At 61.7% G+C, this 25,828-nt stretch carries 25 protein-coding genes; 16 read left to right on the top strand and 9 right to left on the bottom strand.

What is annotated here, in order from left to right; genetic code table 11:
• Window positions 1–388: 388 nt before the first annotated feature.
• The 3 genes from H281_RS0108490 to H281_RS0108480 all read left to right on the top strand — a co-directional run bounded on the left by H281_RS0108490 (window position 389) and on the right by H281_RS0108480 (window position 5,528).
• Window positions 389–2,047: a methyl-accepting chemotaxis protein gene (locus tag H281_RS0108490; RefSeq protein ID WP_020066668.1), complete on the top strand. Its 1,659-nt coding sequence runs from the start codon at window positions 389–391 to the stop codon at window positions 2,045–2,047.
• A gap of 231 nt (window positions 2,048–2,278) precedes the next feature.
• Entirely contained in the window at window positions 2,279–4,912 is a 2,634-nt protein-coding gene (locus tag H281_RS0108485) for a 2-oxoglutarate dehydrogenase E1 component (RefSeq protein ID WP_020066667.1), read from the top strand.
• 226 nt (window positions 4,913–5,138) lie between these two features.
• Window positions 5,139–5,528, top strand: coding sequence for a response regulator (locus tag H281_RS0108480; protein ID WP_027804411.1), 390 nt, complete (start codon window positions 5,139–5,141; stop codon window positions 5,526–5,528).
• 71 nt (window positions 5,529–5,599) lie between these two features.
• Here the strand turns inward: H281_RS0108480 and H281_RS0108475 are convergent, their stop codons facing one another.
• The gene (locus tag H281_RS0108475) at window positions 5,600–6,079 is read right to left on the bottom strand and encodes a universal stress protein (RefSeq protein WP_020066665.1); all 480 of its coding nucleotides are present in this window, start codon (window positions 6,077–6,079) and stop codon (window positions 5,600–5,602) included.
• Window positions 6,080–6,308: 229 nt separating this feature from the next.
• Here H281_RS0108475 and H281_RS0108470 point away from each other — a divergent pair, with 229 nt between their 5' ends.
• Entirely contained in the window at window positions 6,309–6,998 is a 690-nt protein-coding gene (locus H281_RS0108470) for a FadR/GntR family transcriptional regulator (protein ID WP_020066664.1), read from the top strand.
• A gap of 96 nt (window positions 6,999–7,094) precedes the next feature.
• On the opposite strand, the gene H281_RS0108465 is transcribed toward H281_RS0108470, so the two are convergent.
• On the bottom strand, window positions 7,095–7,688 hold the full coding sequence (locus H281_RS0108465; protein ID WP_020066663.1) for an acyl-homoserine-lactone synthase: 594 nt from the start codon (window positions 7,686–7,688) through the stop codon (window positions 7,095–7,097).
• 154 nt (window positions 7,689–7,842) lie between these two features.
• Between H281_RS0108465 and H281_RS0108460 the strand changes: the two genes are divergently transcribed.
• Complete coding sequence (locus H281_RS0108460; protein WP_020066662.1) at window positions 7,843–8,160, top strand: helix-turn-helix domain-containing protein; 318 nt, start codon at window positions 7,843–7,845, stop codon at window positions 8,158–8,160.
• Here the strand turns inward: H281_RS0108460 and H281_RS0108455 are convergent.
• Entirely contained in the window at window positions 8,144–8,848 is a 705-nt protein-coding gene (locus tag H281_RS0108455) for a helix-turn-helix transcriptional regulator (protein WP_020066661.1), read from the bottom strand. The genes H281_RS0108460 and H281_RS0108455 overlap by 17 nt on opposite strands.
• Before the next feature lie 554 nt (window positions 8,849–9,402).
• Here H281_RS0108455 and H281_RS0108450 point away from each other — a divergent pair.
• The 6 genes from H281_RS0108450 (at window position 9,403) to H281_RS0108425 (ending at window position 15,712) form a co-directional block, all read left to right on the top strand.
• Window positions 9,403–10,344: a dihydrodipicolinate synthase family protein gene (locus H281_RS0108450; protein ID WP_020066660.1), complete on the top strand. Its 942-nt coding sequence runs from the start codon at window positions 9,403–9,405 to the stop codon at window positions 10,342–10,344.
• Between the two features lie 20 nt (window positions 10,345–10,364).
• Window positions 10,365–11,309: an SMP-30/gluconolactonase/LRE family protein gene (locus H281_RS0108445; RefSeq protein WP_020066659.1), complete on the top strand. Its 945-nt coding sequence runs from the start codon at window positions 10,365–10,367 to the stop codon at window positions 11,307–11,309.
• A gap of 268 nt (window positions 11,310–11,577) precedes the next feature.
• Window positions 11,578–12,747, top strand: a complete 1,170-nt coding sequence (locus H281_RS0108440; RefSeq protein WP_020066658.1) for an ABC transporter substrate-binding protein — start codon at window positions 11,578–11,580, stop codon at window positions 12,745–12,747.
• A 75-nt stretch (window positions 12,748–12,822) separates the two neighbouring features.
• Entirely contained in the window at window positions 12,823–13,902 is a 1,080-nt protein-coding gene (locus H281_RS0108435) for an ABC transporter ATP-binding protein (protein ID WP_020066657.1), read from the top strand.
• Window positions 13,899–14,786: an ABC transporter permease gene (locus tag H281_RS0108430; protein ID WP_020066656.1), complete on the top strand. Its 888-nt coding sequence runs from the start codon at window positions 13,899–13,901 to the stop codon at window positions 14,784–14,786. Before H281_RS0108435 ends, H281_RS0108430 begins: the two co-directional genes overlap by 4 nt.
• On the top strand, window positions 14,786–15,712 hold the full coding sequence (locus H281_RS0108425; RefSeq protein ID WP_020066655.1) for an ABC transporter permease: 927 nt from the start codon (window positions 14,786–14,788) through the stop codon (window positions 15,710–15,712). The genes H281_RS0108430 and H281_RS0108425 overlap by 1 nt, the downstream gene beginning before the upstream one ends.
• 29 nt (window positions 15,713–15,741) lie before the next feature.
• Here H281_RS0108425 and H281_RS0108420 read toward each other — a convergent pair whose 3' ends face one another.
• Both H281_RS0108420 and H281_RS0108415 read right to left on the bottom strand, forming a co-directional pair.
• Window positions 15,742–16,347 (bottom strand): short chain dehydrogenase, encoded by a 606-nt coding sequence (locus H281_RS0108420; RefSeq protein ID WP_020066654.1) that lies wholly within the window; start codon window positions 16,345–16,347, stop codon window positions 15,742–15,744.
• Window positions 16,348–16,558: 211 nt separating this feature from the next.
• Window positions 16,559–17,011 (bottom strand): DUF3005 domain-containing protein, encoded by a 453-nt coding sequence (locus H281_RS0108415; RefSeq protein ID WP_020066653.1) that lies wholly within the window; start codon window positions 17,009–17,011, stop codon window positions 16,559–16,561.
• A 260-nt stretch (window positions 17,012–17,271) separates the two neighbouring features.
• On the opposite strand from H281_RS0108415, the gene H281_RS0108410 reads away from it, so the two are divergent.
• The 3 genes from H281_RS0108410 (at window position 17,272) to H281_RS0108400 (ending at window position 19,390) form a co-directional block, all read left to right on the top strand.
• Window positions 17,272–17,505: a hypothetical protein gene (locus H281_RS0108410; protein ID WP_020066652.1), complete on the top strand. Its 234-nt coding sequence runs from the start codon at window positions 17,272–17,274 to the stop codon at window positions 17,503–17,505.
• A gap of 110 nt (window positions 17,506–17,615) precedes the next feature.
• Complete coding sequence (epsC, locus tag H281_RS0108405) at window positions 17,616–18,542, top strand: serine O-acetyltransferase EpsC (RefSeq protein WP_020066651.1); 927 nt, start codon at window positions 17,616–17,618, stop codon at window positions 18,540–18,542.
• Entirely contained in the window at window positions 18,542–19,390 is an 849-nt protein-coding gene (locus tag H281_RS0108400; RefSeq protein WP_020066650.1) for an AraC family transcriptional regulator, read from the top strand. The genes epsC and H281_RS0108400 overlap by 1 nt, the downstream gene beginning before the upstream one ends.
• Window positions 19,391–19,426: 36 nt before the next feature.
• Here H281_RS0108400 and H281_RS0108395 read toward each other — a convergent pair whose 3' ends face one another.
• The 3 genes from H281_RS0108395 to H281_RS0108385 all read right to left on the bottom strand — a co-directional run bounded on the left by H281_RS0108395 (window position 19,427) and on the right by H281_RS0108385 (window position 21,974).
• Window positions 19,427–19,945: a metal-dependent hydrolase gene (locus H281_RS0108395; RefSeq protein WP_020066649.1), complete on the bottom strand. Its 519-nt coding sequence runs from the start codon at window positions 19,943–19,945 to the stop codon at window positions 19,427–19,429.
• Between the two features lie 166 nt (window positions 19,946–20,111).
• Complete coding sequence (locus H281_RS0108390; protein WP_027776285.1) at window positions 20,112–20,468, bottom strand: hypothetical protein; 357 nt, start codon at window positions 20,466–20,468, stop codon at window positions 20,112–20,114.
• A 354-nt stretch (window positions 20,469–20,822) separates the two neighbouring features.
• Window positions 20,823–21,974: a porin gene (locus tag H281_RS0108385; protein ID WP_020066647.1), complete on the bottom strand. Its 1,152-nt coding sequence runs from the start codon at window positions 21,972–21,974 to the stop codon at window positions 20,823–20,825.
• A 648-nt stretch (window positions 21,975–22,622) separates the two neighbouring features.
• Between H281_RS0108385 and H281_RS0108380 the strand changes: the two genes are divergently transcribed.
• Together H281_RS0108380 and H281_RS0108375 are read left to right on the top strand one after the other, a co-directional pair.
• Window positions 22,623–23,183 (top strand): hypothetical protein, encoded by a 561-nt coding sequence (locus H281_RS0108380; RefSeq protein WP_020066646.1) that lies wholly within the window; start codon window positions 22,623–22,625, stop codon window positions 23,181–23,183.
• A 180-nt stretch (window positions 23,184–23,363) separates the two neighbouring features.
• The gene (locus H281_RS0108375; protein WP_020066645.1) at window positions 23,364–25,325 is read left to right on the top strand and encodes a PhoX family protein; all 1,962 of its coding nucleotides are present in this window, start codon (window positions 23,364–23,366) and stop codon (window positions 25,323–25,325) included.
• Window positions 25,326–25,361: 36 nt separating this feature from the next.
• Here the strand turns inward: H281_RS0108375 and H281_RS0108370 are convergent, their stop codons facing one another.
• Complete coding sequence (locus H281_RS0108370; RefSeq protein ID WP_020066644.1) at window positions 25,362–25,820, bottom strand: hypothetical protein; 459 nt, start codon at window positions 25,818–25,820, stop codon at window positions 25,362–25,364.
• Between the last annotated feature and the right edge of the window lie 8 nt (window positions 25,821–25,828).

Raw genomic sequence — 25,828 nt, 5'->3', positions numbered from 1 at the left:
AAAATGACGCGCGTTCCCGCTTATGCCGTTTGAGCGTTGTCAGAGCCGACCGGCGCATAGAACCGTCCCGCCGCGTTCCGCAGACCGCATTCGCGCCTTCTCATCTTGTCGCTCCAACAGGGGCCTTTCCCGCGCCGACGCAAACGTTTGGCGAAATTTTCACTTTCTAGCGCAACCAGCTCTCAAGGTTTCCCAGAATGTGTCGTCATATTGTCTGAAGAAAGCGGCGGCAATGAGAAGGGGCGGATACACGCGCCCGCGTCGGCGCGCGCCGGCGGTTCAAACGTCATCGAAGTGAACCGCCTTGAGACAGGGCGCACCTTTCAGGCTTAAGCAACGGCTGTTTCGCGACAACTTTTTTCGTGCGGTAGGGCAAGGAATTAGACACATGAAGATTTCGAATTTGAAAATCGGGGTTAGGCTCGGCTCCGCCTTCGCGCTGATGGTCGCGCTGCTCGTCGGCACGGCTATCGTGGGTATCGAGCATCTCGAGTCCACGAACACGAAGATGGACGAGATCGTCAGTCATCGCTACACGCTGATTGCGCTCAGCAATCAGATCAAGAGCAACGGCTACAAGGCGAACGGCATTCTCAGCAATCTGCTGCTGACTACCTCGCCGGACAAGGCCAAGCAGTATATGGACGACTATGCGGCCATCCGCAAAGCCAATGCGCAAGCCTACGGGCAGCTCGAAAAGTTTCTGACGAGCGATGACACGAAGGCGTTGTTCAAGCAGCAGTTCGACGCGCGCTCGGCCTACGGGGTGAGCGTGAAAGCTTTCTTCGATCTGGTGAGCAAGAACCAGCAGCAGGAAGCGCGCGACGTCTATCAGGGCGACATGGCGCGGCTTCAGGACGCGTACTACCTGCTTGTCGACAAAATGGTCGACGTGCAGGCGGAGCGGATGGCGCACGACGTGGCCGATGCGGTTTCCGAAGCGCATCGCGCGAAAATCCAGATGATCCTGCTCGCACTGGTCGCGACGCTGATCGCAATCGCAACGGGCATCTTCATCACGCGCACCATCACGCGGCCAATCAACCGCGCGGTCAGCCTCGCGGAAGCGGTCGCGGCGGGCGACCTCACGCATCACCTGCATGTCGATACGACCGACGAAGTGGGGCGCCTGTTGACCGCGCTCGAACGCATGACCCGCAATTTGCACGGCATCGTCGCGCAAGTGCGTCAGGGCACGGACACGATCAGCCAGGCGACGCGCGAAGTGGCGAGCGGCAACATGGACCTGTCGAGCCGCACCGAGCATCAGGCGAGTTCGCTCGAAGAAACCGCGGCTGCCATGGAGCAACTTACGTCGACGGTCAAGCAGAACGCCGACAACGCCCGTGAAGCGAACCAGCTTGCTTCGAGCGCTTCGGACGTGGCAGTGAAGGGCGGCAACGCGGTGAATCAGGTCGTGAGCACGATGAGCGCGATCAACGAATCGTCGCGCAGGATCGTCGAGATCATCGGCGTGATCGACGGCATTGCATTCCAGACGAACATTCTTGCGCTCAACGCTGCGGTCGAAGCAGCGCGTGCAGGCGAGCACGGCCGCGGTTTCGCGGTGGTCGCGAGCGAAGTGCGCGGACTTGCGCAACGCAGCGCCGTCGCGGCGAAGGAAATCAAGGAACTGATCGCGGACTCGGTGAATCAGGTGGGTACCGGCGGCAAGATGGTGGAGGACGCGGGGCAGATCATCAGCGAAGTCGTCAAGAGCATTCGCCACGTGACCGAGATCGTGGCGGAGATCAGCTCCTCCAGCAAGGAACAAAGCGAAGGCATCGAGCAGATCAACCATGCGGTCACGCAGATGGACAAGGTGACGCAGGAAAACGCCGCGCTCGTCGAGCAGAGCGCCGCTGCCGCGCAAGCCTTGCAGGATCAGGCGCAACAGCTCACCGATACGGTCAGCACGTTCAAGCTGAACGGCGACACGGCGAAGCAATGGCGCGCCGCGAACGAACTGCACGCGCCTCGCACGAACGGCATGAGCGAAGCAGGCGCGTCAGGCGCGTGGCTCAACGCGCGCATGTCTGCGCAGTAGAAGTCGAGGCGGACAACGGACGGAGACACGAGCCGGTCGCACGGACCGGCTCGATAACAAATAGAAGACCGAGCGCTCTGCAAGCCTGCATCCGCAACGCGTTCCTTTCCGTTTCGCTGTCTGCCGAAGATCGCGGCCAACTGTCATGTTGCCGTGGAGGGCTTGCGCCCTGAGCATCGCAATGCGGACAGCGAAATCCGACTAACGGTATCTTCCGCACGCTATCAAAACATGTCACACGTCTCTTCCGAATCGATTGTTCTTTCACGCTCGCCGGCCAGCGCGGTTATCGAACCGGCAGGCGACCTGTCGCCGGTAGCGCGGACGTTGCAGGTCCGGCGCTTCATCGACGCGTTCCGTCAACACGGTCATCGTCAGGCGTCGCTCGATCCGCTGCGCCTCACGCCCTTGCCCGACGTGCCCGAGCTCGACCCAGTGTTTCATGGGCTGGACCCGGCGCAGCCGATTGGCGCAGAAAACCCGCTGCTGCCGCCGTCGGCGGCGGTGCATGAACTGGAGCGCCAACTGAGGCGCGTCTATTGCGGCGCGATCGGCCTCGATCTGACCGGCATTCGCGACCCGCAGCGTCGCGCGCGTTTATCCGCAATGCTCAAGTCGGAACAGCTTGCGCCGTTGCCAGGCCGCGAACAGCGTCGCGCTCTGTTGCGCCGCCTGATCTCCGCCGAAATGTGGGAGCGTCATGTGGCGGCGGTTTTCGAGCATGCAAAGCGCTTCTCACTCGAAGGTTGCGAAAGTCTCGTGCCGCTTCTCGAAGCAATTGTCGATGAGGCTGCCGCTCAAGGCGTTCAGCAGGTATTCGCGGGCATGCCGCATCGGGGGCGCCTCAATGTGCTCGTCAACGTGATGGGCTTCGATCCGGCGAAGCTCGTCGATTGCCTCGATCCGAATTCCGATGTCGCGGCCACGCAGCGCGATCTGCCTTATCACCTCGGCGGCAGCACCGTCAGACAGACGCCCCATGGCGACACTGCGATTTTCCTTGCGCACAATCCGTCGCATCTGCAAAGCGTGTATCCGGTTGTGAGCGGAATGGCGCGTGCATACCAGGACGAACATCGCGGCTTTGGATGCCTGCCGGTGGTCGTGCATGGCGACGCGGCGTTCGCGGGCCAGGGCATCGTAATGGAAACGTTGAACATGACGCGTAAGGACGGTTACGCGTTGGGCGGCACGGTCCACGTCATCGTGAACAATCAGATCGGCTTTACGACGCCGAACCGGATGGACACCGAAGGCCATTCCTATTGCACGGACGTCGCGCGAATGATCGACGCGCCCGTGATCCGCGTGAACGCAGAGCGACCCGACGAGGTCCTGCGCGCCGCGAAGCTCGCATTGCAGTACCGGATGGAGTATGAAGCCGACGTCGTCATCGATCTGATCGGATATCGGCGCCTCGGTCATTCGGAACACGATATTCCTGCTCTGACGCAACCGTCGCAGCAGGCGGCAATCTCGGCGCATCAGACCGTCACCGAGCTTTATCACGCGGCCATCGGTGAGGAGACGCCACTCGAGATGTTGCGCGCCGATGTATTGAAGGATCTTCTGACGCCGCCCACGCAAACGTTGTCGCAGCAACGCGCCGACCGGACGAGCGGTGCCGGACCCGCGAACCCCGCGAAACCTGCCAGGCGCACGAAACGCACGCGGCCGTTGTCGCTCGCCCGCTTGCAGTCGCTGACTGCAGCGTTGACTCGCACGCCGCCGGGGTTGCGTCTACATGACTTCGTGCGCGACATCACGGCGAAGTGGCAGCGGAGCGTGGAAGCGGAAACCGCGACGGTCGACTGGTGTTTCGCGGAAAACCTCGCGTATGCAAGTCTGCTCGACGACGGGCACAGTGTGCGCATCTCCGGCATGGACGTGGGCCGCGGCACCTTCATGCATCGGCATGCAGTGTGGCACTCGCAAGGCGCAATTTCGGGCGCGACTTCCGGCGGAACTGAGCCTTATGTGCCGCTGCAAAATCTGGGTGTGCATCAGGGCGAGTTCGACATCATCAATTCACCGCTGACCGAGGAGGCCGTGCTGGGTTTCGAATACGGCTACAGCGTTCAGTCCACGTCGCACCTTGCTATCTGGGAAGCGCAGTTCGGCGACTTTGTGAACGGCGCGCAAGTGATCATCGATCAATATATCGCCGCGGGCGAGTACAAGTGGGATCAACCGTCCGGTCTGACGATGCTGCTGCCGCATGGCCATGAAGGCGTCGGTCCGGAGCACTCCAGTGCGTATCTCAGCCGCTTCCTGCAACTGTGCGCAGGCGGGAACATGAAGGTCGTGATGCCGTCGACGTCGTCGCAGTGGTTCCATATGCTGCGCGAACAGGCGCTGAGCGTCGAGCCGAAGCCGCTTGTCGTGATGTCGCCGAAGGGGCAGCTTCATGCCAATGAGCGTTCGCATGCGCCGCTCGGCAAATTGATCGACGGTGCGTTTGCTCCGGTGCTGCAGGACAGTGGTGCTGCGTTGCCTGCAGACGTGACGCGCGTCGTACTGTGCAGCGGCAAGTTCTTCTACGACTTGCAGGCGGCGCGCGATGCTTCTGGCGACACGCAGACTGCGCTCGTCCGGATAGAACAGCTGTATCCGTTTCCGACGAGCGAGCTTGCGCTTGCGCTCGCCGCTTACCCGAACCTTGCGGAGGTGGTGTGGGCCCAGGAAGAGGAAAAGAAGCATGGCGCATGGCATTTCGTGCGCGATGACATAGAGGGAGCGGTTCCGGCGAACTGCCGCGTGTTCGACATGTGCCGGCGCGAGAGTCCGTCGGGCGCGGATTCGTCGATACGCGCGCATCGCGTAGAACAGCAGCGCCTGGTGGCAGCCGCATTGGCGCGCACCTGAAGTTGCGCCGTCAAGCAGTTTGCCCACCGGCTTGCAATTGAGTTGCTATTGTTAACAGCAACAGGCGAAGTGCTCGCGCCCGGCAATCAATATGCTGCGACGCGACCGCTTCGCCATTTCCCGCTTCGCATCCATGTTGCGGCGCGTAGGCCGATTGGCGCGAATTGAGGAGCGCGTTGGCATGCGCGTTGCGACGCAGGTTGTCGAAGCGATAGGACAATTGCACATGGCAACCGTACTGCTGGTAGATGACGACGCCGAGGCGTTGGACGCATGGAGCGTGATTTGCTCCGCCGAGGGCTACGAAGTAAAAACTGCGCTGGACGGTAAGTCGGCGCTAGCTCAGTTCATGGCTTCGCCCGTCGATGTCGTGGTTGCCGACTGGCGCATGCCGACCATGTCGGGCAGTGAACTATGTCACCGCTTGCGCACACTGCCCGGGCTGGCCGACGTCGCTTTCATACTCGTTTCGGGAGAGCCGAGTCCTCCCGCCTTCGTCAGCTTCGACGGATTTCTGCGCAAGCCGGTCGACGGGCCCGCGTTGCTGGCCACGATGCGGCGCCTTCTCGACGACCACGTCACCCATCGCGCATTGCAGCGAGGCGGACCGACGTAGGATCGATCGTGCACGCGGCGCGGCGTGCCTCACTTACTTGCCACTTACTCTCTGGCGTGACGCTCGCGGCGTCAGTCTGGCGTTTGCGCATCGCCGGACGGCTTACTGGCCGCGGACGGGATCAGCAGCACCGGCAAGCGAGCCTGGCGCACACAACGCTCCGCGACGCTGCCGAGAATCAGGCGCTGAAATCCGCGCCGGCCGTGCGTGCCCATGACGAGCAAGTCGGCGTTGAAGTCGGCGGCGGCTTTCAGCACGGCCGTGGAAACGTCGTCGAGCGACGGCGCTTCGGTCACGACGATCTCTCCCTTCACACCTTGCGCGTCCATTTCGCGTGCGAGCTCCACGCCGAGTTCCTTCCCTTGTTCGATGAGACTATTGCGAAGCACTGAAGGGTCATAGCCCGGCGCTTCGAAATACATTGGCGTATTTTCGACGACGTACAAGGGTTGCAAAACAGCGCCGTTGGTTCGGGCGAGCGCGAGCGCTGCTTCGAAAGCACGGCGAGAAGTCTGGCTGCCGTCTACCGCCACAAGAATGCGTGTGTACATTTCCGCTCCAGGTCAGGTTGCGAGCTTTAATGATCGTTCAGAAACGCCGCTTCAGCCAGGATGTAAATCAACCGGTTCACAAATTTTGACGTTGCTCTCGCTAGACGGCCGCCGTTTCAAGACGCGTGGGCGCTCTTTTGCCCGATGCAGCGACCCCGAAGCGCGGCGATTGCCGCCGCGGTTTGCCTTACAATCGGGATCTACTCTGACAAGCTGCTGCGCCCGGCCGATGAATGAGCGAAAAACCACGGGCTTGCCCGACAAGATCTACGGCGACATCCTGAATCGCATTCTCGAAGGCGAATACAAGGAAGGCCAGCGGCTGCCTACCGAACATGCGCTCGCCGAACGCTTCTCGACCTCGCGACCCACGGTGCGCGAGGCATTGGCGCGGCTGCGGGCTGACGGCATCATCGTGACGCGTCATGGCTCGGGGACGACAGTCGCGCGGCGACCCGACCCGGACGTGCGGCGTTTCGCGCCGCTCGAAACGCTGTCCGACATCCGCCGCTGCTACGAGTTTCGCATTGTCACGGAGACCGGCGCGGCCGAGCACGCGGCGCTCAAAGCCGACGCCGACGACATTGCGGCGATCGAGCACGCATGGGATCAACTCGAACGGATCATTGAGACGCGCGGCATCGGCGCGTCGGACGACTTCCTGTTTCATCTCGCGGTGGCGCGCGCGTCGAAGAACCCGTTTTTCATCACGGTCATGTCGTTCATCGAGGAGCAGATAGTTTTCAGCATGAATTTGTCACGCAACCTGTCGCTCGTAAAAACGGTGGAGCGGCAGCGTCTCGTGCAGGCGGAACACCGGGCGGTGCTCGACGCAATTCGCCGCAAGGACCCGCGGGCGGCGGGGCAGGCAATGCGAGCGCACCTGGAGAACGCGCTCGAACGGATGTTTGGTTCGTGAGGCAAGCGTCGCGTGGCCCGCTGCGCGCCGTCTAACCGGCCGTTGCCAACACGGCGAAGCGCGGCCGGCGGCGAGCAGCGGACCAGCGAGGTGTAGCTAAGCGGCTGCGGCGATCGGCCCGAACAACGCCGTGCGGGTCTTCGGACTCACGGCGATATCCAGCGCCACCGCGCGTTCCACACCGATCTGCAGCGGTGAGCCGAGACGGCTTATCTCGATTCCGGTCTTGCGCAACAGCCGCTCGATCGGGGTGGTGGTCACCGTCACATAGCGTGTGATGCCCATGCGGTCGGCGAAGGCCACCAGCTCATGAATTGCCTGCATTGTCACGTCGGCGAAGCCGAACGACTTTTCCTCGCCGCTCGTGTCGATCGCGAAGCGGCTCAATTCCCAGATATGCCGCCCGACCGGCGCCGCAGCGCCATGCAGCAACTGAGGAAAGGTGTCCTTCAGCATGTTCGGTCCCTCGGTCGGCATCAGACGCCAACAGCCACGCACGCGCCGATCGTCGGCCTGGATCAGCATGTAATGCGGTCCCAGCGCATCGTAGCCGTCGATTTCCATGCCCGCTATGGTCGGAATATCCCATCCGAGCCGTCCGTGAAACACCCGTGCCCGCAGGCGATACATCTCGTTGATGTCTTCGTTGTCGAACTCTTGACGCATTCCAATCCGGATCGCTGTTTGCATGACGTTCTCCTGAACGTGTTGGGGAAACCAATACGCAGGAAAACTTATGCATTCTGAATCGTTCCGCTACCTATCTACCTGGATAGGTGTGCATGCTTATCGGATATCGGAGAATTTGAGACAGGAAACAGCACTCAACCGACGGGACACAAAAATGGAACATCTCGACAATCACTGGCAACCGCAAACCGGTCTACAAACGCGTTCGGCGGAGCCGTCCACAGCGGTAGATCGAGTGTTGATCATTGCGTACCGCAAAAAGAAGAAAGAAAGCCAGCGCCGCTTCTGGGCTCGCTTCGGCGTCACGCAGTCGCGTGGCAGCCGCTTTGAGTCCGGTGCGGAAATCCCGGCGCCCGTCTCGATCCTGCTGGGCCTGTACTTCACGAAAACGGTTTCCGATGCCGACCTCGGCCGGGCTGAGCGGGTGCTTCACAGCCGCGACGCGGCGGCGTTGCTCAACCCGGGTCAATAAGCCCCAGTTGTGTCGCAATCACGGCTGCTGCGCGCCGCGAATTCACGCCAAGTTTGGTCCTGATGTTCTTCATGTGGAAGTTCACCACAGCTTCCGAACAGTTCAGGATATGGGAAATTTCCCACGTGGATTTGCCGCGCGCGGTCCATTGAAGGCACTCGCGTTCGCGCGGCGTCAGCTTGGGCAACAAACTTTGCGTGTGCGCATGCAAATGGCGCTGACTGGTGTCGATCACCAGGTCGCGCAATAGCACGAGATTCGGCAATACCACGTCGATATGACGCCAGAAGGTGTCCGTCGGATTGGCGTCGTTCACGAAGCACATCATGCCGGCCTCCTGATTCGGGCCGTGAATCGGCAGTGTCACGCCCGCGCGCAAGCCGTGGGCGCGCGCTTCTTCGTACATGGACTGCTGCGGCGCGGTCGTGAAGATTTCCGGCGACCACACTAGCGGCGACGAACGTGTCGCGCAATGTGCGACCGTTGGGTCTATATGGACCAGGCCTTGCTCGTCGTAGGTGCGGCGCCATGCGGGCGCATAGGTGCTGCGAATGTAAGCGTCTTCGAGCCGAATGGTCGGGCGCGGAAGCATTGCGATCAGAAGCCGGTCGAATCCCCAGCTCTCCGCAAGACCGGTCACCGCGCTGAACCATTCCGCTTCGTCGGCGGCCTCCAGTAGCGGTGCCATCTGCTCGATAAAATGTAGCGCCAATTTCCACTCTCTCAGACTCGCAAATAGCCTGTATGGTTATTTGCGCAGGTTTTTATGTGCGACTGCTTTAGTGCGGACAATTTATCACTAAAAAATGTTTTGCAACCTGGGGCCGTCCGCTCTATACGCGGCCTTTAACTCACGTTTAACGGAACGCGAATAAACCTGCATGCGCATTCACGCGACGTAGATTCGCGTGTACCGCGAATTTCGCTGCAATCCCCAAGCAGCAGGGTGTTGAGCTTCTGCCGGTCCATTCCTTTCATATCGCATTTCGCGAATGCCAAATAAACGGGCAAAACCGCTCCATCCGCCATGCCACGTCTTTACTTGGCCCGGCCGCTTCTGCTGCGTAAATCACCGTTTCGCACTATGCAGCTCATTCCTTCTATTGTCATACGAAAGCGTGGTGAAGCGTCTTAACATTTTGCCGCACGCGACGATCGTGGAATCATTGCGGACAAAGTTGTTTGACAACTTTTCGAGGCAGATGCTACCGTAGACGCTACGACTTTTCGGGTGTCCGCCTTATGAACGAATCTCCGTTTGACGACCGCGAACTGGCAGCCTCGGTCATGGCCGTGCCGCCGCTGGCACGCCGCGCAGACCTTGCGCTCGACGCAGACCAGAATGCCACGCTGATCCGCCATATCGAGGCAGGCGGCGTGCGCACACTGCTCTATGGCGGCAACGCGAACCTCTATCACACAGCCGTGAGCGAATATCGCGATCTGCTCGACCTGCTGGCCGATGTGGCGGGCGCCGACACGCGCGTGATCCCCGCCATCGGGCCGGACTACGGAAAGATGCTCGATCAGGCGCGCATCCTCGCGCAGACCCGCTATCGAACGGCAATGGTGCTGCCGCTCGCCGGCTTTACGACGTCGGAGGGCGTCGAAGCAGGCCTGACGCGGATCGTCGACGCGGCGGGCATCCCGCTCACGCTGTACATCAAAAGCGAAGACTATGTGGAGGTGGAGACGCTCGCGCGCCTCGTCGAGCGGGGCACGCTGCTCGCCGTGAAGTATGCGATCGTGCGCCAGAATCCCGCCGACGATCCCTACCTGCGCCGCCTGCTGCGACATGTGCCGGCGGCCAAGATCGTGTCGGGCATGGGCGAGCGGCCTGCGCTCGTGCATCTGCGCGAGTTCGGCCTCGCGGCATGGACAACCGGCTCGGGCTGTATCGCGCCTCACATGGTGACGGCCCTGCTGCACGCAGTGAAAACCGGCGACAACGACGCCGCACAACGTCTTTACGACACGTTCCTCCCGCTCGAAACCTTGCGCGACGACATCTCGCTGATCCGCGTGCTGCACGACGCGGTGACGTTCTCGAAGATCGCCGACATGGGGCCGATCTTGCCGCTGCTCAGTTCGACGCCGCCTGAACATCATGCGAAGATCGCCGGCGCGGCGCATGCGTTGCTCGCACTCGAAAGAGAGCACGCGAGCGTCCGCAGCACCCATTGATCCAATCAGACAGAGGCAGCATGACCGACCACAGCCGACGCTATCCCGACCCTTCCGTACGCGTGCTCGATCCGCGCTTCAAGTCGCTGACTCTCGCGTCAGCGTCCGTCGAGTGTCTGTATCAAGGCGCGCGCTGGTCGGAAGGGCCCATCTGGTTCGGCGACGGCCGCTATCTGCTGTGGAGCGATATCCCCAACGACCGCATCTTGCGTTGGGACGAGGCGAGCGGCGCGGTCAGCACGTTCCGTCAGTCGTCGAACAACGCCAACGGCCATACGCGCGACCGGCAAGGCCGCCTCGTGAGTTGCGAACATCTGACGCGCCGTGTCACCCGCACCGAATACGACGGCTCGATTACCGTGCTCGCCGATCGCTATCGCGGCAAGCGTTTCAATTCGCCGAACGACGTCGTCGTCAAATCCGACGGTTCGATCTGGTTCAGCGATCCGACGTTCGGGATAGACGGCTTCTACGAAGGCGAGCGGCAAGAGTCGGAGCTGTCCGCCTGCGTGTACCGCATCGACGGTCAGACGGGCGAGGTGAGCGTAGTCGCCGACGACATTCTCGGACCGAATGGCCTTGCGTTTTCGCCGGACGAGTCCGTGCTCTATATCGTCGAATCGCGAGGCGAGCCGCGCAAGATTCGCGCTTTCGACGTCGATTTAGACGGAAGCGGTGCGGCGCTGTCGAACAACCGAGTGTTGATCGACGCGGGCCCCGGCACGCCGGACGGCTTTCGCGTCGACGTCCACGGGAATTTATGGTGCGGTTGGGGCATGGGCACCGACGAACTCGACGGCGTGCGCGTCTTTACACCACAAGGCGAGGCGATCGGCCATATTGCGCTGCCGGAGCGCTGTGCGAACGTGTGCTTCGGCGGACGTCATCGCAACCGGCTTTTCATGGCGGCGAGCCACGGCCTGTACTCGCTCTATGTGAACACGCAAGGCGTACGCGGCGGCTGATCGCGTGCTTCTCCTACGGGCGGTCCGCTATAGTTGCCTGACAAGCCCCTTTACGCAGTCGCGCGGCTCGGGGTTTGCCCTCCTATACAAGCGCGCCAAATCATTGAGACCAAAGGCCTTCGGGCGAAAATGCGCGGAATGTCGGGGAAAACGCGAGCAATAGTATTTGCTTGACATCGGATGTGGCGCTTCGCTATGTTGCAGTGGTTGAACAAGACGCCCGGCGCAGTCGTCCGGCGGACTTCATACCAAGAAGCGAGGAGACGCAATGACTGTTCCGCACAGGTTGTCGCTCAGGCTGGTGTCGGTATGTCTCGCGGCGAGCGCCGCGTTCGGGTCGGCCGCTCACGCGGCTGATCCAGTCACACTCAATATCGTCGACGTCGCCGGCGATCTCCAACTTACGCGCGCCGGGTTCGAGGCGTTCAAAGCGAAGTACCCGAACCTCGTCGCGAATATCACCTACACCAACGCGCCCGCCCCGCAATTGCCCGGCAAGATCAAGGCTATGCAGGGCGCGGGCCGCTCGGACATAGACCTGGTATTGACGGGCACCGACGCCCTCGCAGCCGGCATCGAACAGAACCTGTGGACCAAGCTGCTGCCCGACAACGCGGCGCAATTCCCCGGCGTGCTCGACAAATACGCGCCCGGCCCGCGCAAGATGCAGGATTTGGCGCAGGGCTATGGTCTTGAGGTCGCGTATATGCCGGCCGGGCCGCTACTCGAATACAACCCCGCCAAGGTCAGCGATCCGCCGAAAACGCCCGAGCAACTGCTGCAATGGTGCAAGGCGCATCCGGACAAGCTGATCTACGCGCGGCCCGCGAACTCGGGACCGGGCCGCACGTTCCTGATGGGCTTGCCCTATGTGCTCGGCGACAAGAATCCGCAAGACCCCATCAACGGCTGGGATAAGACCTGGGCGTTCCTCAAGCAGCTGAACGAATGCATTCCTTACTATCCGGGCGGCACGTCCGCGGTGATGAAAGAGCTGGGCGAAGGCACGCGCGACATGACCGTGACGGTAACGGGCTGGGACATCAATCCGCGCGCGCTCGGCATCGTGCCCGCCGATTTCCGCGTGCAGGCGTTCGACAACATGACATGGGTGAACGACGCGCACTACATGGTCGTGCCCAAGGGCGTACCGAAAGAAAAGCTGGACGTGCTCTACAAGCTGATGAACTTCATGCTCGAGCCTGCGCAGCAAGCCATGACTTACGACGACGGTTACTTCTATCCGGGTCCGGCGATCAAGGGCGTCACTGTCGAGCAGGCCCCCGCGCATAGCCAGGAAGTCCTGAAGAAGTACGGGCGTCCCGAGTACGCGAAGCTGCTGGCGGAACGCCCGCACGTGTTGCCGCTCAATGCGGCTGCGATGGTGGCTGCCTTCAGGAAATGGGACACGGAAGTCGGCGCTCAAAAGACCAAATAACCGAAGCCGTATAGCCGCGCCCACTCGTGCGAGTGCGATTCGCGCGTGACGCGTCACGCGCATCAGGGAACCGCCATGAAGCATCACTTCGAACAGTTGCGGCTCGACTCGGTGAGCCGCAGTTTCACGAATGCGGAAGGCCAGTCGATCGCCGCGCTGCAGGGGCTCGATCTGAACATCCGGCGCGGCGAATTCATTGCGTTGCTCGGGCCTTCGGGCTGCGGCAAGTCGACGGCGCTGAACTGCATCGCGGGTTTGCAGCCGCTGAGCGGCGGCGGCATCTGGCTGGACGACAAGCGCATCGATGTATTGCCGCCGGAAAAACGCGGCTTCGGCATGGTGTTTCAGAACTACGCGCTGTTTCCGCACATGAGCGTGCTCGACAACGTCGGCTTCGGGCTGAAGATGCGCGGCGTTGGCAAAAGCGAAATCATGCGGCGCGCGCGCGAGGCATTGCAACTCGTGCAACTGGTCGGCCACGAGCGCAAGCTGCCCGGGCAACTGTCGGGCGGCCAGCAACAGCGCGTGGCAATTGCGCGCGCTATCGTCATCGAGCCGCCGCTGATCCTGATGGACGAGCCGCTGTCGAATCTCGACACCAAGTTGCGCATCGAGATGCGCGCCGAAATCCGCCGCATTCATAGCCAACTCGAACGCGCGACGCTGTACGTCACGCACGATCAGGACGAAGCGCTTTCGATGGCCGACCGCATCGTCGTGATGAGAGAAGGCGTCGTGCAGCAGATCGCCACGCCGAAAGAGGTCTATACGCGCCCGCAGAATCTGCATGTCGCGCGTTTTATGGGCTATCGCAACGTCGCTGAATTCACGCTCGAAGGCATGCAAGGCGAAGGCGTCGCGGTGAGCGCGAACGGTGTCCGTCTGATCGGCACGCCGATGGCGGGCTTCAACGGCAAGCGTGTAAGCGTGGCGCTGCGCCCGGAGGACATGGAGCGCACGGCGCCCGGAACCGAGAATGCGTTCGACGCGTTGGTGACCGTCGTCGAATACGGCGGCAACAGTTCGCTCTTGCGCGTGAAGACTGCGTTCGGCGATTTGTGGGCACGCGTCGCGGGCGAGTTCGTCGAAGGACAACATATCAGCTTGCGTGTGCCGCCTTCGCGCACGCTTGTTTATGACGGCGAGGCGGCATGAGCACGCCCATGCCGTCGGCGCCTGTCGCGCCCGCCGCGCAGCGCGATAGCAAGGCGTGGCTGGTCACGCCGGCGTTGCTCGTCATCGTCGCGTTGTTTATCTATCCGTTTGCATACGGTCTCGCGCTGTCGTTCCGGCCGATGAACGGCGGCAGTGCATGGGCCAACTATCTGACGTTCTTCACCGACACGTCGATGTGGCCCACCATCATCGTCACGCTGAAGCTGGCCGTGCCGGCCACGCTGATCAACGTCGGCGTGTCGGTGCCCGTCGCATTCGCGTTGCGCCGGCATTCGCGGTATCAAAAGTTCGTGACCACGTTACTGGTGATTCCCGTCACGCTCGGCACGGTGCTGATCGCCGACGGCATGCTCACTTACTTCGGACCCAACGGCTGGTTTCCGCAGGCGCTGCACGGCATGCATCTCTATTCGAGTGAAGTTCGGCTCACACATAACTTCTGGGGCGTGCTGATCTCGCTGATCGTGTCCGGATTTCCATTCGCGTTTCTGTTGACGCTGTCGTACGTGACCGGCATCGACCCGACGCTCGCGAGCGCCGCCGCGACGCTCGGCGCGAGTCCGTGGGAGCAGTTTCGCCGTATTTATTTGCCGCTGCTGGTTCCCGGTTTGACGATGGCCGCCTGCCTCTCGTTCGTGCAGGCGTTTTCGGTGTTTCCATCGGCAGTGCTGCTTGGCGCGCCTGCGGGGCCGACTCGGGTGATGTCGATTGCGGCAGCGGAGGCCGCATTCGAAAGTTATGACTATTCGCTCGCGTCCGCGATTGCGATGGTGATGGGCTTCGTGCAATTACTGGTAGTGGCCGCGATGCTAGGGGCGCGCCGCTTCTTTTACAGCGGCCCTGCAACCGGAGGCAAAGGCTGATGACGACCGAGCGTGGCGGCGCGCCGGCTTCATGGTCCGCGTCCGAATCGAAACAGCAGGGCGACGACGCACGCGAGCCGAGGCGCGTAAAGCAGCGTGCGAGCGTGCCAGGCCGCGTATGGCACGTGATCGTGTGGGGCGCGATGGTGTTTTTCCTTGCCAACGTCGTGCTGCTGATCGCGACCGTAGCGGTCAATTCGATCGCGACCCGCTGGTTCGGCACGTTGCTTCCGCAGGGCTTCACGCTGCATTGGTATGCGCAGGCGTGGAGCGATTTCCAGCTGGCGAGCGTGCTGTGGGTGACGGTCGAAGTAGTCGGTGCGGTCGTGCTGCTGTCGGTGCTGCTCGGCGTGCCGGCAGCATATGCGCTTGCGCGCGTGCAGTTTCGCGGCAAGCGCATTGCAATGCTGATCTTCCTCTTGCCGTTGATGGTGCCGCCCGTCACTTACGGTATTCCGATGGCGACCGCGATGTACAAGATCGGTCTGGCCGGCACGCTGAGCGGCGTGATACTTGCGAATCTCGTGCCCGCGCTGCCGTTCGTGATTCTCGTGATGACGCCGTTCATCGAACAGATCGATCCGAACCTCGAAGCGGCCGCGCGGATCTTCGGCGCGAACACGTTCCGCTATTTCCGCTACGTGCTGCTGCCCCTGCTCGTGCCCGGCATGCTGGCCGCGGCGCTTCTGGTGCTGGTGCGTACCATCGGTATGTTCGAACTCACGTTCTTCACCGCGGGGCCCGGAACGCAAACGCTCGTGGTCGCCCTGTACTACGCGGTGTTCTCAACCGGCGTGCGCGCGCCGCAATCCATCGACGCCATGGCGATGATCTACATGGCGATCACGCTGGTCTGGGTGTTGATCGCGCTGCAGTTCGTGAGCCCCACCCAGATTGTCTCGCGCGTGAAGGAACAGAAGCATTGAGCGGCGCAACGCGTTTCGCAAGCTGGCGCTCAGTAGCCGACGCGATAGACGCGGCCCGTCTGCGCGCCTTCCACACTGCGCAGGTACGCTTGTGCGGCGCGTTGCGCGGTGACCGGTTCGAAGCCGCGAAAGTACGGCCCATACGCGCCCATCGATTCGGTCAGCACTGTCGGACTCACGACGTTGATGCGGATACCGCGCGGCAGTTCGATCGCCGCGCCGCGCACGAAACCTTCGAGCGCGAGATTGACGGTCGTCGCATTCGCGCCCTCGCGAATCGGCTCATCGCCCACGATGCCGCTCGTCAGCGTGAAAGAGCCGCCGTCGTTCAGGTAGTTCTGCGCCGCCAGCACGACATTGATCTGTCCCATGAGCTTGTCGCGCAGGCCGACCCAGAACTGTTCGATGCTCATTTGCTGGAGCGGGCCGAAATGCAGTTTGCCCGTTGTGGTGACGACGCCATCCACCTTGCCGAGTTCGCGGAAGAGCCGCTCGACGCTCGCCGGATCGGTGCTGTCCACCTGATACTGGCCGCGCGTCGCGCCTACTTCGATAACTTCATGGCGAGCCTTCAGCTCCGCAGTAACAGCTTGGCCCAGCGTGCCCGTGGCGCCAATCACGACGATCTTTTTCATCTACCGCTCCGTTGAGTTTGATGTGTCACGATTGTGCGCCGCGCCGGGTCGTACAAAAAGCCGCGACGGGGAGGAGGTCTTCGAACCGTCGGTTTCTAATCCACGCAAGGCGATAAAAAACGCGCATCGTTATTTAAACAATGCGCGCGTTGGTATCCGCCGACAAATCGGCCTCTTCGCCCAGATTCAAACGCGAGTGCAAATCGGCAGATTATTTCACCCGCTGTATTTCGATCACCCGTGTAGGTCGCAAATGATTAAGGGCGTAATGGATACGGCCGCGTTCATGGCGGTTTTCGCCTGGGCGCGAATAGTCGAACAGATCATCGGTCGAATGGAGCGCCTGCGGCTCGAACATGCCTTTGTCGATCACCGTATAGCCCGGCTCGAGCGCGAGCAGCAGATGATTGCCGCCCACGCGGCTGTCGAACCCGGCCATGCCGTCGTGCGCTTCCGGCACGCTGTTGACGAGCGTCGCGTTGCTGGTCGTGATTTCGTCGACTGCTATCGGGCTCTGGCCCGCAATGCGCGCGGCTTCGTGATTCTTGCCGTCGGTGTCGACCGTGCTGTCGTGTGTCCGGTCATTGTGCGATTCGGCGGTACGCGGGCCGTTCGGGACAGCTGGCTTGCCGGCGTCTGCTGCCTTGTCGAAATGGGTGTTCATATGCATTCTCCTTTCAAGAAGTTGGGTTCAGAACTGCAAGGTCCGTTCCCTCACCAAGGCGATTGCGTGCGCGCGTCTTTCGTTTTTTTTAATGAACGCGCATTTTCTACAGAGTATGATCATACTCCGGCGAGCGGGGCGTGTTCTGCAACAGCGCTTAATCGGGTTCTCGCGAGATTCACATCGCTGTTTATCAACACCGGTGCAACGAGCGCGGGCTTACTCAAAACATTCTACGGGGCCGTCAGGGCGGGTGACACATGCACTTCGATGCTGCATTCACACATCGCGGCTATTTGTTAAATTGCGCACCGGCGCGCGCCGGCGACGGCACTTGGCAACCTTACGTCGTCATCTCGCGGTCGAGCGACGGTGAACTCGTCGCCAACCGTTTTTTCCCGACGGACCTGTGCTTTCGCGACGAGGCCGCCGCAATTGCTCATGCGCGCGACTGGGCGGTGCGCTGGATCGACGCAAGCAGTCTGACCATCTGAGCGCACCTTCGCCTTTGCCTTGCGCGCAACGCTGCGCGAGCCGCGGCAAAACGCGGTAATCTCTCGGGACACTCACTCGATACCGTGCTCCTCGCACGGCGCTGTCCCTCATGCCTAACGCGCCTACCCACAACTGGGGCCTTGAACAGATCGTCGCGGACCTGCGTGCGTCACGCGAAGAGTTGCATCGTACGCGGCATCCGCTCGGCATTCGCGAACTGCCGTCGCGCGAAGCGGTGGTCAACATCGTCGCGGGCCTGCGCGCGGCGCTATTTCCCACGCACTACGGCGCGCCGGATCTGACTGACGAAACCGTCGACTACTACGTCGGACACACGCTCGAAAGCACGCTGCGTTTGCTCGCGGAGCAGATCCGCCGCGCGCTGCGGTTTCTGCCGGAACACGCGCAAACGCCCGACACGGAACTGCGCGAGCGTGCCTTCGAGGTTGCGCGCCAGTTCGGCACGCAGTTGCCTGGCATTCGCGCGCTGCTCGTCAGCGACATTCAGGCGGCGTTCACGGGCGACCCGGCCGCGCAGCACATCACCGAAATCCTGCTTTGCTATCCCGGCGTATGGGCGATGACGCATCACCGCCTTGCACATGCGCTGCATCGTCTCGGCGTGCCGTTGCTCGCGCGCTTCATCAACGAGATCGCGCACTCGGCGACCGGCATCGACATTCACCCTGGCGCGACGATCGGTCCGAGCTTTTTCATCGACCACGGCACGGGCGTCGTGATCGGTGAAACGGCGATCATCGGTGAACACGTGCGCGTTTATCAGGCGGTGACACTGGGCGCGAAGAGCTTCGCGGCGGATATCGACGGCGCGCTGATCAAGGGCAATGCGCGGCATCCAATCGTCGAAGACGACGTGGTGATCTACGCCGGCGCGACGATCCTCGGACGGGTAACAATTGGCCGCGGCTCGGTGATCGGCGGCAATGTGTGGCTCACGCATAGCGTCCCGCCGGGCAGCAGCGTGTCGCAAGGCAAGGTCCGCGAAGGGGAGCGGGGCGAAGAAGGGCGGCGTTGATGCGCGGGCGCGACGCGTCGCGTGGCCGCGTCCACATGCCTCGTTGCGCGATTGCAGGCGTCGAGGCGACGGTGGCGCAAACCGCGCATGCGTTTCCGCGCCATTCGCACGACCGCTTCGGCGTCGGCGTGATTCTGAGTGGCGGGCATAAATCGGCGAGCGGTCGCGGCCCCGTCGAAGCACGCGCCAACGACGCGATCATGGTGAACCCCGGCGAAGTGCATGACGGCAGTCCGCTCGATGAACGCGGCCGCGCGTGGCGCATGCTCTATTTCGAGCCGTCGATGCTGATGAGCGCGGCGGCGGAATTGAGCGGCGCGCCGGCGCGCGAGATCGAACTCACGCAGCCCGTGGTGCACGACCCTCTGCTGAAACATCTTTTCGAACGATTATTCGCGGTGGCGGTAGAGGCGCCGGGCGCACCCGATGCGTTGGCGCGGGACCAGGCGTTGCTCGAACTGCTTGCGCATCTGCTTGACGCTCACGCAACCACGCAGGCGAGCAGTGAAACGCATGTTTTATCGTTGCGTCGCGCGGGGCCGATTGCACGCGCGAAAGCGCGCATCGACGACGATCCGTCAGCGCCGCTCACACTTGCCGATCTCGCCGGCGAAGCCGGCATGAGCCGCTTCCAGTTGCTGCGAGCGTTCGCGCATGAAATTGGCTTGCCGCCGCACGCATACCGGATGCAGCGGCGCGTGGTGCTGGCGCGGCAATGGATAGCGCGCGGTGTGTCGCTCGCCGACGCGGCTGCCGCTGCAGGCTTTGCCGATCAGAGTCACATGACGAGGGCTTTTGTGCGCCTGCTCGGCGTCACGCCCGCGAACTACGCTGCGGCGATGCGTTGACGCGGACTCCACGCTGCGACCATACGAACGCGGGATTCACAAGCGCAGGTGCTGCCAGAGGTCTAGTCCGTGCATGCCGGGCAGTCCAACATGCCGGCCAACAAACCAGGCCGCCGCCCACGAAGCCGCGACTACGATCAGGTCGCAATGTCCGCTATTCCATAGATTCAGCGAATGCCGTCCGGCGATCCACGGTACGCCGAGCGGGTTGGGCCAGTCGGCGAGCAGATGCATCAGGCCGCCGCATGCGAAGCCGAACGCGGGCGCCGCATAAATCGAATGCCCGAGCCCACGGTACGAAACGGCGAGCAGCGCGATCCAGCCGATGCCCCAATGCGTCAACGTGCGATGCGCGATCCACAGCCGGCGTGCGCGCGACCACCACGCGACTTCGAGCCAGTCCGGCGCGGTGCTTCCCGCTACGCCCGCGATAAAGCTCATCAGTACGCCGATATAAAACGCGCCGTCGTGACCGCCGCCGATGCGCGCCACAACCGCCGCGGCAATGACGCCCGCCGCGAAACCGGTTGCGTGATGTGCTTTGCTGGATGCCATCGGAATTCACGACGCAGCGCGTCGCGTGAAGAAGAGGGGCGGCTATGGTCGCAGACCGACGCGCAGAAAAATAGCCGGGACGCCGTTAGAAACGTGTCGCGGCATCGCGTGTCACGCATTAAGCAACGGCGCATTCAACATGGACCACGCGCGCCGGCTGCAATACTCAGGTCGCACAACGTGCGATATTGAAGCGCATTTCCGGTTCCGGTGGATCGTCGGGCGCGTTGGCCGGATGCATGACCTTGATCACGGAGCCCGCGTTCGACGGCGTCAACGTGACGAAATATGAATTGTTCGAGTCTGAGCCGACCGCGATCTCGGTCGCGCTGCCCACGCGCGACAGGCGAACTCTCGACAAGCGGCTTTCCAGGCAACTGGCAATGTACGCGGGAGCACGTTGCGACGACACGTAGATCATGGGCTGCGACGCGTCGCGTGCGGAAGGCCCGTTAGAGGAACCGCAAGCCGCGAGAGTGGCGATCGCCACGGCGGCGGGAGCAAGCAGAAAAATTCGTTTCATGGTGAGGTCGTCGGCGTCCCCGAACATTTTTGCGGGGATCTTGTGCGGGCGAAGCATAGCGCGGTTAACGCACCGAGTCATACAGCAATCAATGCAATGCGATGCTTCGCGACAAAGCCGCCTTTCACTTGCATTGGGCGCTCGCTGAAATCTCGCTGAAACCACACGCAGCGAACACGCCCGATCGCGAAGAGAAATGCGGACGCCCGAGTATACCGAGCACGCGCTCGCGCCGTCACTTTCGTTACAAGCTGAAACGTCGCCCACAAAAAAACCCGCGACGTGATCGTGTCACGGGCGGGTCGGGAAGCAGCGCGAAACGGTAGGCTCGCGCTGCAAGCACTGCGTGGAGAGTTAGAAGCGGTGACGCAGGCCGACAGCGGCGGCAACCTGGTTACCCGTCGACGACGGCGCGAGCGTATTGATCGCCGCTACGTTCGAACCAAAGTTGCCGAGTTCGCCCGATGCATGCTGATACACGCCTTCAACGTAGACGTCGGTACGCTTGCTCAGCGAGTAGTCGCCTTGCAGCGAGACCGTATGCCACTTCGGATCGCCCGAGCCGTTGGAGCCCGACACTTTGCCGTCGGTGAACGTGTACGAAGCCGCGAGGCTCATTGCCGGCGTCAGCGCGTAGCGGCCGTTCACTTCGTAGTTGTCCATGTGCAGGTTGGTACCGGCAATGCCTGGCAGCGTTGCACCGCCGACGTCGATGCCGGTGATGCCGTCCAGTTGCGTATGCGTGTACACGAAGCCCGCGGTTGCCGGACCATACGTGTAGTTGATGCCCGCACCATACGTGCGCTGCAGGTTTGCCGCGATCTGCGCGGTGCCGTCGCCTTGCGAAACCGCGCCGCCCAGATTCGAGCTGCCCGACTTGTTCAGTTGCAGATATGCCGCCGCGACGCTCAACGGACCATTGTCATACGAAGCGCCCGCGCTCCATGCGCGATTGTTCGAGAACTGGCCGGCCGAATTGCTGAAGCCGTACAGGCCGCCGAATTTCAGGCCCGCATAATTCGCGCTCGTGTATTTGACCGCGTTCTTGATCGAGAACGAGTTGTCCAGGTTGTCGTTGTCGAACGGGTGGGCCGCGAGATTGTTGCCGTAGCCTGCGCCCGCTTCCGACAGCGGCGCGAGATAGTCGACCACCGAGTCGTATTGACGGCCGAGCGTGAGCGTGCCGTACTGGTCGCTCTTCAAGCCGACGAATGCCTGGCGGTTGAAGAGCGTGTTGCCTTCAGAGAACTGGCCGTTGTTCAGATTGAACCCGCTCTCCAACGTGAAGATGGCGTGCAGACCGCCGCCCAGGTCTTCGCTGCCGCGCAAGCCGAAGTAGGTGTTCGACACCGAACCGCTACCTTGCTGCCAGTTGCTGTGGCCGCCCTGGTTGTTCGAATACACGAGGCCGGCGTCGAGTGTGCCGTACAACGTGACGCTGCTTTGTGCGTGTGCGTTGAGCGCGAATGCGCCCATGAGACCTGCTGCGATGAGGGTTCTTTTCATTTCATGACTCCAGGGACAATGCATCGAGAATCGCATTCGGGGTGTGACCGTGGATCGCGCTGATCGCGTCGGCCACGTGCCGATCCGCTGCGAAGTGTATTCCCGCTATTCGCTTATCCAATTGCACAAATAGCGCAACACTCATTTCCAGAATCCGTAATGAACATATGCGAATGATGTAAGTGCGCAAAAATAAAGGAAAATAACAATGCACGTGATTATGGCTCCGCATTCAAGCTTATTTCATTGTTGCTGGCGCGCGACGGCTTTCAAAGTGCATTACTGCCAGAACTCTTGCTGAAGCTGCTGGCGTGAGGCCGAATTGTCGGCATTTCACGCAATAAAGTCTTCTTTGTCTGAAGCTCTATTCGACTCGTTGCAGGTTCTGATATCTGCATTGCCTTCCCATTGCCTTCCATTAAAGGCCAACGTTTTATCAATTTTTATACGCAGCAAGACGCAAAAATTTTTCTATTTTTATAATCGGCTTATTAGTTCCGTTCAAATGGCGAAATGCAGTATTTCGACCGGCGAAACAACTGCCAGGACTTGTCCGTTCGTCAGAGCATGGCGGCCGGCGCGCCGGAGGCGGGTAGAATTGCATGCTCGATATGTGTTTCAAATCCAGCGATAGTGAGTGAACCTGCAATGACCGACCCGACCCTTCCCTCGTCCGACCAAGCTGCTGATCCCACGACGGAAGGCGCGTCCGAACCCGATACCACGCAGATCGAAGGCGAGCCCGAAACGCTGCACGAAGCGCGTCTTTGGCGCGACGACGGCTGGACCGCTCGCGTCATCAAGAATGAAGACGACGAAGGCTGGGCCGTCGAAATGATCAAGGACGGCGAAGCCGAGCCCGCGCTTGTCGGCCCATGGACAATGGGTCGCAACAAGAAAGACCCGAAGCCGCTCGACACGGGCGCGTTCAACACGCTCGTGAAAACCGCGTCTGAAGTGCTGCGCCGTCATGAGCAGCAACTGCGCGCGCAACTTCACAAGGAAGTACGCGTGTCGAGCGCGGACGGCAACAACGAACTCGACATCACGCTCGACATCGTGCCGGATGAAGACGAACCCTACGCGCTGCTGACAGCGCTCGACACATTCGGCGAGCAACTCGCGCAAGTGCAGGTCGCGCCTAATTTCAAGCTCAGCAAGGCGAGCGCTTCGGCGTGGGTCGAGAATGAGTTCCGGCGTCCCGGCTAACACCAGTTGTTAACGTCGGTTGTTGTCGCGGCGAACATTAACAACGGCTGTCAATATACTTTCACATTCGCTTCATAGAATCCTCGCGTCATAGCGGCGCGAGCGCGAACCCTGCGGTCTGAATCCGAGTCGTGCCGGCTGTGAGCTATCCACGCCACCCACAACCAGGATTACGACAACATGGCTGAGCCGTTCGACCCTTCCCGCCGCAAGGCCCTGAAACTGTTCTCCGGCGTGCCGATGTTGCCGATGTTCCCGTTGGGCGGTCTCGCCACGGCTTCCATGCTGAGCGGGTGCGGCGGCAGTGATGACCTCGCGACGCCGGCCAAGCCGGTCGCCAATTTCGTGTCGGCGGCTTTCAGCGCGATGGCGGCGCCGACGCTGGCCGATCCCGCCGCAATGGCGAAAACCACGGTGGGCTCTTCGCTGACCGTGCAGTTGAGCGACGGTAGCAGCCGCACGTTCAAGCTCTCATACCAGCCGTTCTTCGTAACCGGCGACATGGTGCCGAACATCAAGGGCGGGACGATTCTTGCCGGCGGCTACGTGGACATCAACAATCAGCCGATCATCGACAAATCGGTTGCGGGCAAGGAGCGTCAGTTCTACTCCGATTGCCCGGACGGCAGTTCGCTGATCCGTCTCGACAATCCGGCCGTGAAGGGAATCAAAGGCAACGCCGTGTTCGCAGTCGTGCAGTTCGAGTACGCGACGCGCGACCAGAGCCTCGTGTCGATGTACGGTCAGTTGCCGTCGCCGATCGCCGTGCTGACGCTCGACCAGGACCCAGCCACCGGCAAGCTCACGCTCGTCGGCTATCACAACGTCGATACGTCGAAGGTGCGTGGCTTGTGGATCACCTGCGGCGCAAGCCTGTCGCCATGGAACACGCATTTGTCGAGCGAAGAGTACGAGCCGGACGCTGCGACTATCTCCTCCAATAGCCAGTTCAAGGGCTTCAGCCGCAACCTGTTCGGCAGCGAGACGACGGCGAATCCGTATCACTATGGCCATTTGCCCGAGGTCACCGTCAACCCGGACGGCACCGGCACGATCAAAAAGCACTATTGCCTTGGCCGCATTTCGCACGAACTGGTTCAGGTGATGCCGGACAAGCGCACGGTGCTGATGGGCGACGACGCCACCAACGGCGGGCTCTTCATGTTCGTTGCCGACCGCGAGGCCGACCTGTCGGCGGGCACGCTCTATGTGGCGAAGTGGACGCAGGTGTCGTCGAGCGGCGCGGGCGCGGCAACGCTTTCGTGGATCAACCTGGGCCATGCAACCAGCGACGAAATCGAGTCGCTCGCAAACACGCTGACCGCGGCCGACATCATGGACGTCAAGACCGCCGATCCGCTTGACACGTCGTACACGAAGATCAATTTCAACGGCACGTTCAACTGGATCCGCGTGAAGCCGGGCATGACCAAAGCCGCGACTTTCCTCGAGACGCATCGCTACGCGGCGCTCGTCGGCGGCAGCATGGGCTTCACGAAACTCGAAGGCACGACCGTCAATATCAAGGACAAGGTGCTGTATTCGGCGATGTCGCGTGTCGAGAAATCGATGGTGCGGGGCAATGCCGCGTCGACGGATGTGGCGGTCGACAAAGCCATCAGCGCGGGCGCGGTCTACGCGCTCAATATGAAAGGCGGCCAGACCGACCGCAGCGGCGGCGCGATCAATAGCAACTGGGTGCCGGTCGATATGGCGGCGCCCGCGGCGCTCGTCGGCGAAGACCTGTCAACCGCCGACGCGCTCGGCAACACGGCGAACGCCGACCGTATCGCGAACCCGGACAACCTCAAGTTTTCGGAGAAGCTGCGCACGCTCTTTATCGGCGAAGACAGCAGCATGCACGTGAACAACTTCCTGTGGGCGTACAACGTCGACACGAAGACGCTCTCGCGCGTGCTGTCGTGTCCGGCGGGCGCGGAGTCGACGGGCCTGCACGCCGTCGACGAGATCAACGGCTGGACCTACGTGATGAGCAACTTCCAGCACGTGGGCGATTGGGAAAGTCCGTTGCACGACAAGGTCAAGGGCACGCTCGATCCGCTCGTGCGGGCCAACTATAAGGACCGCTTCGGCGCGACGGTCGGCTATCTGACGGCCGATCCGACGTCGATCAAGTTGTAATTTCGAGGCAGGCGGCGCGGATAGTGAAGCGCCGCCTCAACTCCGCTTGCAGAAGATCGCCGTGATGAGCGGCGCTACGCGGTGCACGATTGCCGTGCCGCCGGTCGCCGTCACGGCGGCCCGTACCTTCGATTCGCTCCCGAACACGACCACGCCGTACGCCGAGCGTGCAACCGGCTCGCCTTCTCCAACGCGGAACATGGGATCGTCCTTCTCATACCCGACCACCGCGAAAATGTGAAATCCGAACGCGGTCAGGTCCGCCCCTTGCGCGGGAGAAAATGCGTTAATCGAGTTGCTTTCGACGCGGGTCGGCTTCGGGTCGATCAATTGATTGCCGGCAAGATCGGCGATGAATTGATGACCGCTTTCATTGCAGGCAAGCGGCGCGTCCAGCGCGGTCGCGCGAGCGGCTAGCGGCATCGCGAGGGCGGCGGCAACGAGTGCGGCTATACAGAAGACGCGCGAAGCGGCAGATGGAAAAAAGCGTTTCATAGGCGAAA

The sequence above is a fragment of the Paraburkholderia caledonica genome (assembly GCF_000383275.1).
Classification (GTDB): domain Bacteria; phylum Pseudomonadota; class Gammaproteobacteria; order Burkholderiales; family Burkholderiaceae; genus Paraburkholderia; species Paraburkholderia caledonica.
Note: the sequence above shows the minus strand (reverse complement) of the source record. Positions and strands in the feature narration are given on the sequence as shown.

Coding starts and splice junctions, on each gene's coding strand:
- H281_RS0108390 (WP_027776285.1), bottom strand. CDS start 20,468: ATGAAACGAATTTTTCTGCTTGCTCCCGCCGCCGTGGCGATCGCCACT.
- H281_RS0108475 (WP_020066665.1), bottom strand. CDS start 6,079: ATGTACACACGCATTCTTGTGGCGGTAGACGGCAGCCAGACTTCTCGC.
- H281_RS0108465 (WP_020066663.1), bottom strand. CDS start 7,688: ATGCAAACAGCGATCCGGATTGGAATGCGTCAAGAGTTCGACAACGAA.
- H281_RS0108370 (WP_020066644.1), bottom strand. CDS start 25,820: ATGAAACGCTTTTTTCCATCTGCCGCTTCGCGCGTCTTCTGTATAGCC.
- H281_RS0108385 (WP_020066647.1), bottom strand. CDS start 21,974: ATGAAAAGAACCCTCATCGCAGCAGGTCTCATGGGCGCATTCGCGCTC.
- H281_RS0108380 (WP_020066646.1), top strand. CDS start 22,623: ATGACCGACCCGACCCTTCCCTCGTCCGACCAAGCTGCTGATCCCACG.
- epsC (WP_020066651.1), top strand. CDS start 17,616: ATGCCTAACGCGCCTACCCACAACTGGGGCCTTGAACAGATCGTCGCG.
- H281_RS0108425 (WP_020066655.1), top strand. CDS start 14,786: ATGACGACCGAGCGTGGCGGCGCGCCGGCTTCATGGTCCGCGTCCGAA.
- H281_RS0108450 (WP_020066660.1), top strand. CDS start 9,403: ATGAACGAATCTCCGTTTGACGACCGCGAACTGGCAGCCTCGGTCATG.
- H281_RS0108470 (WP_020066664.1), top strand. CDS start 6,309: ATGAATGAGCGAAAAACCACGGGCTTGCCCGACAAGATCTACGGCGAC.
- H281_RS0108460 (WP_020066662.1), top strand. CDS start 7,843: ATGGAACATCTCGACAATCACTGGCAACCGCAAACCGGTCTACAAACG.
- H281_RS0108410 (WP_020066652.1), top strand. CDS start 17,272: ATGCACTTCGATGCTGCATTCACACATCGCGGCTATTTGTTAAATTGC.
- H281_RS0108415 (WP_020066653.1), bottom strand. CDS start 17,011: ATGAACACCCATTTCGACAAGGCAGCAGACGCCGGCAAGCCAGCTGTC.
- H281_RS0108440 (WP_020066658.1), top strand. CDS start 11,578: ATGACTGTTCCGCACAGGTTGTCGCTCAGGCTGGTGTCGGTATGTCTC.
- H281_RS0108395 (WP_020066649.1), bottom strand. CDS start 19,945: ATGGCATCCAGCAAAGCACATCACGCAACCGGTTTCGCGGCGGGCGTC.
- H281_RS0108435 (WP_020066657.1), top strand. CDS start 12,823: ATGAAGCATCACTTCGAACAGTTGCGGCTCGACTCGGTGAGCCGCAGT.
- H281_RS0108485 (WP_020066667.1), top strand. CDS start 2,279: ATGTCACACGTCTCTTCCGAATCGATTGTTCTTTCACGCTCGCCGGCC.
- H281_RS0108420 (WP_020066654.1), bottom strand. CDS start 16,347: ATGAAAAAGATCGTCGTGATTGGCGCCACGGGCACGCTGGGCCAAGCT.
- H281_RS0108480 (WP_027804411.1), top strand. CDS start 5,139: ATGGCAACCGTACTGCTGGTAGATGACGACGCCGAGGCGTTGGACGCA.
- H281_RS0108400 (WP_020066650.1), top strand. CDS start 18,542: ATGCGCGGGCGCGACGCGTCGCGTGGCCGCGTCCACATGCCTCGTTGC.
- H281_RS0108445 (WP_020066659.1), top strand. CDS start 10,365: ATGACCGACCACAGCCGACGCTATCCCGACCCTTCCGTACGCGTGCTC.
- H281_RS0108430 (WP_020066656.1), top strand. CDS start 13,899: ATGAGCACGCCCATGCCGTCGGCGCCTGTCGCGCCCGCCGCGCAGCGC.
- H281_RS0108375 (WP_020066645.1), top strand. CDS start 23,364: ATGGCTGAGCCGTTCGACCCTTCCCGCCGCAAGGCCCTGAAACTGTTC.
- H281_RS0108490 (WP_020066668.1), top strand. CDS start 389: ATGAAGATTTCGAATTTGAAAATCGGGGTTAGGCTCGGCTCCGCCTTC.
- H281_RS0108455 (WP_020066661.1), bottom strand. CDS start 8,848: ATGGCACCGCTACTGGAGGCCGCCGACGAAGCGGAATGGTTCAGCGCG.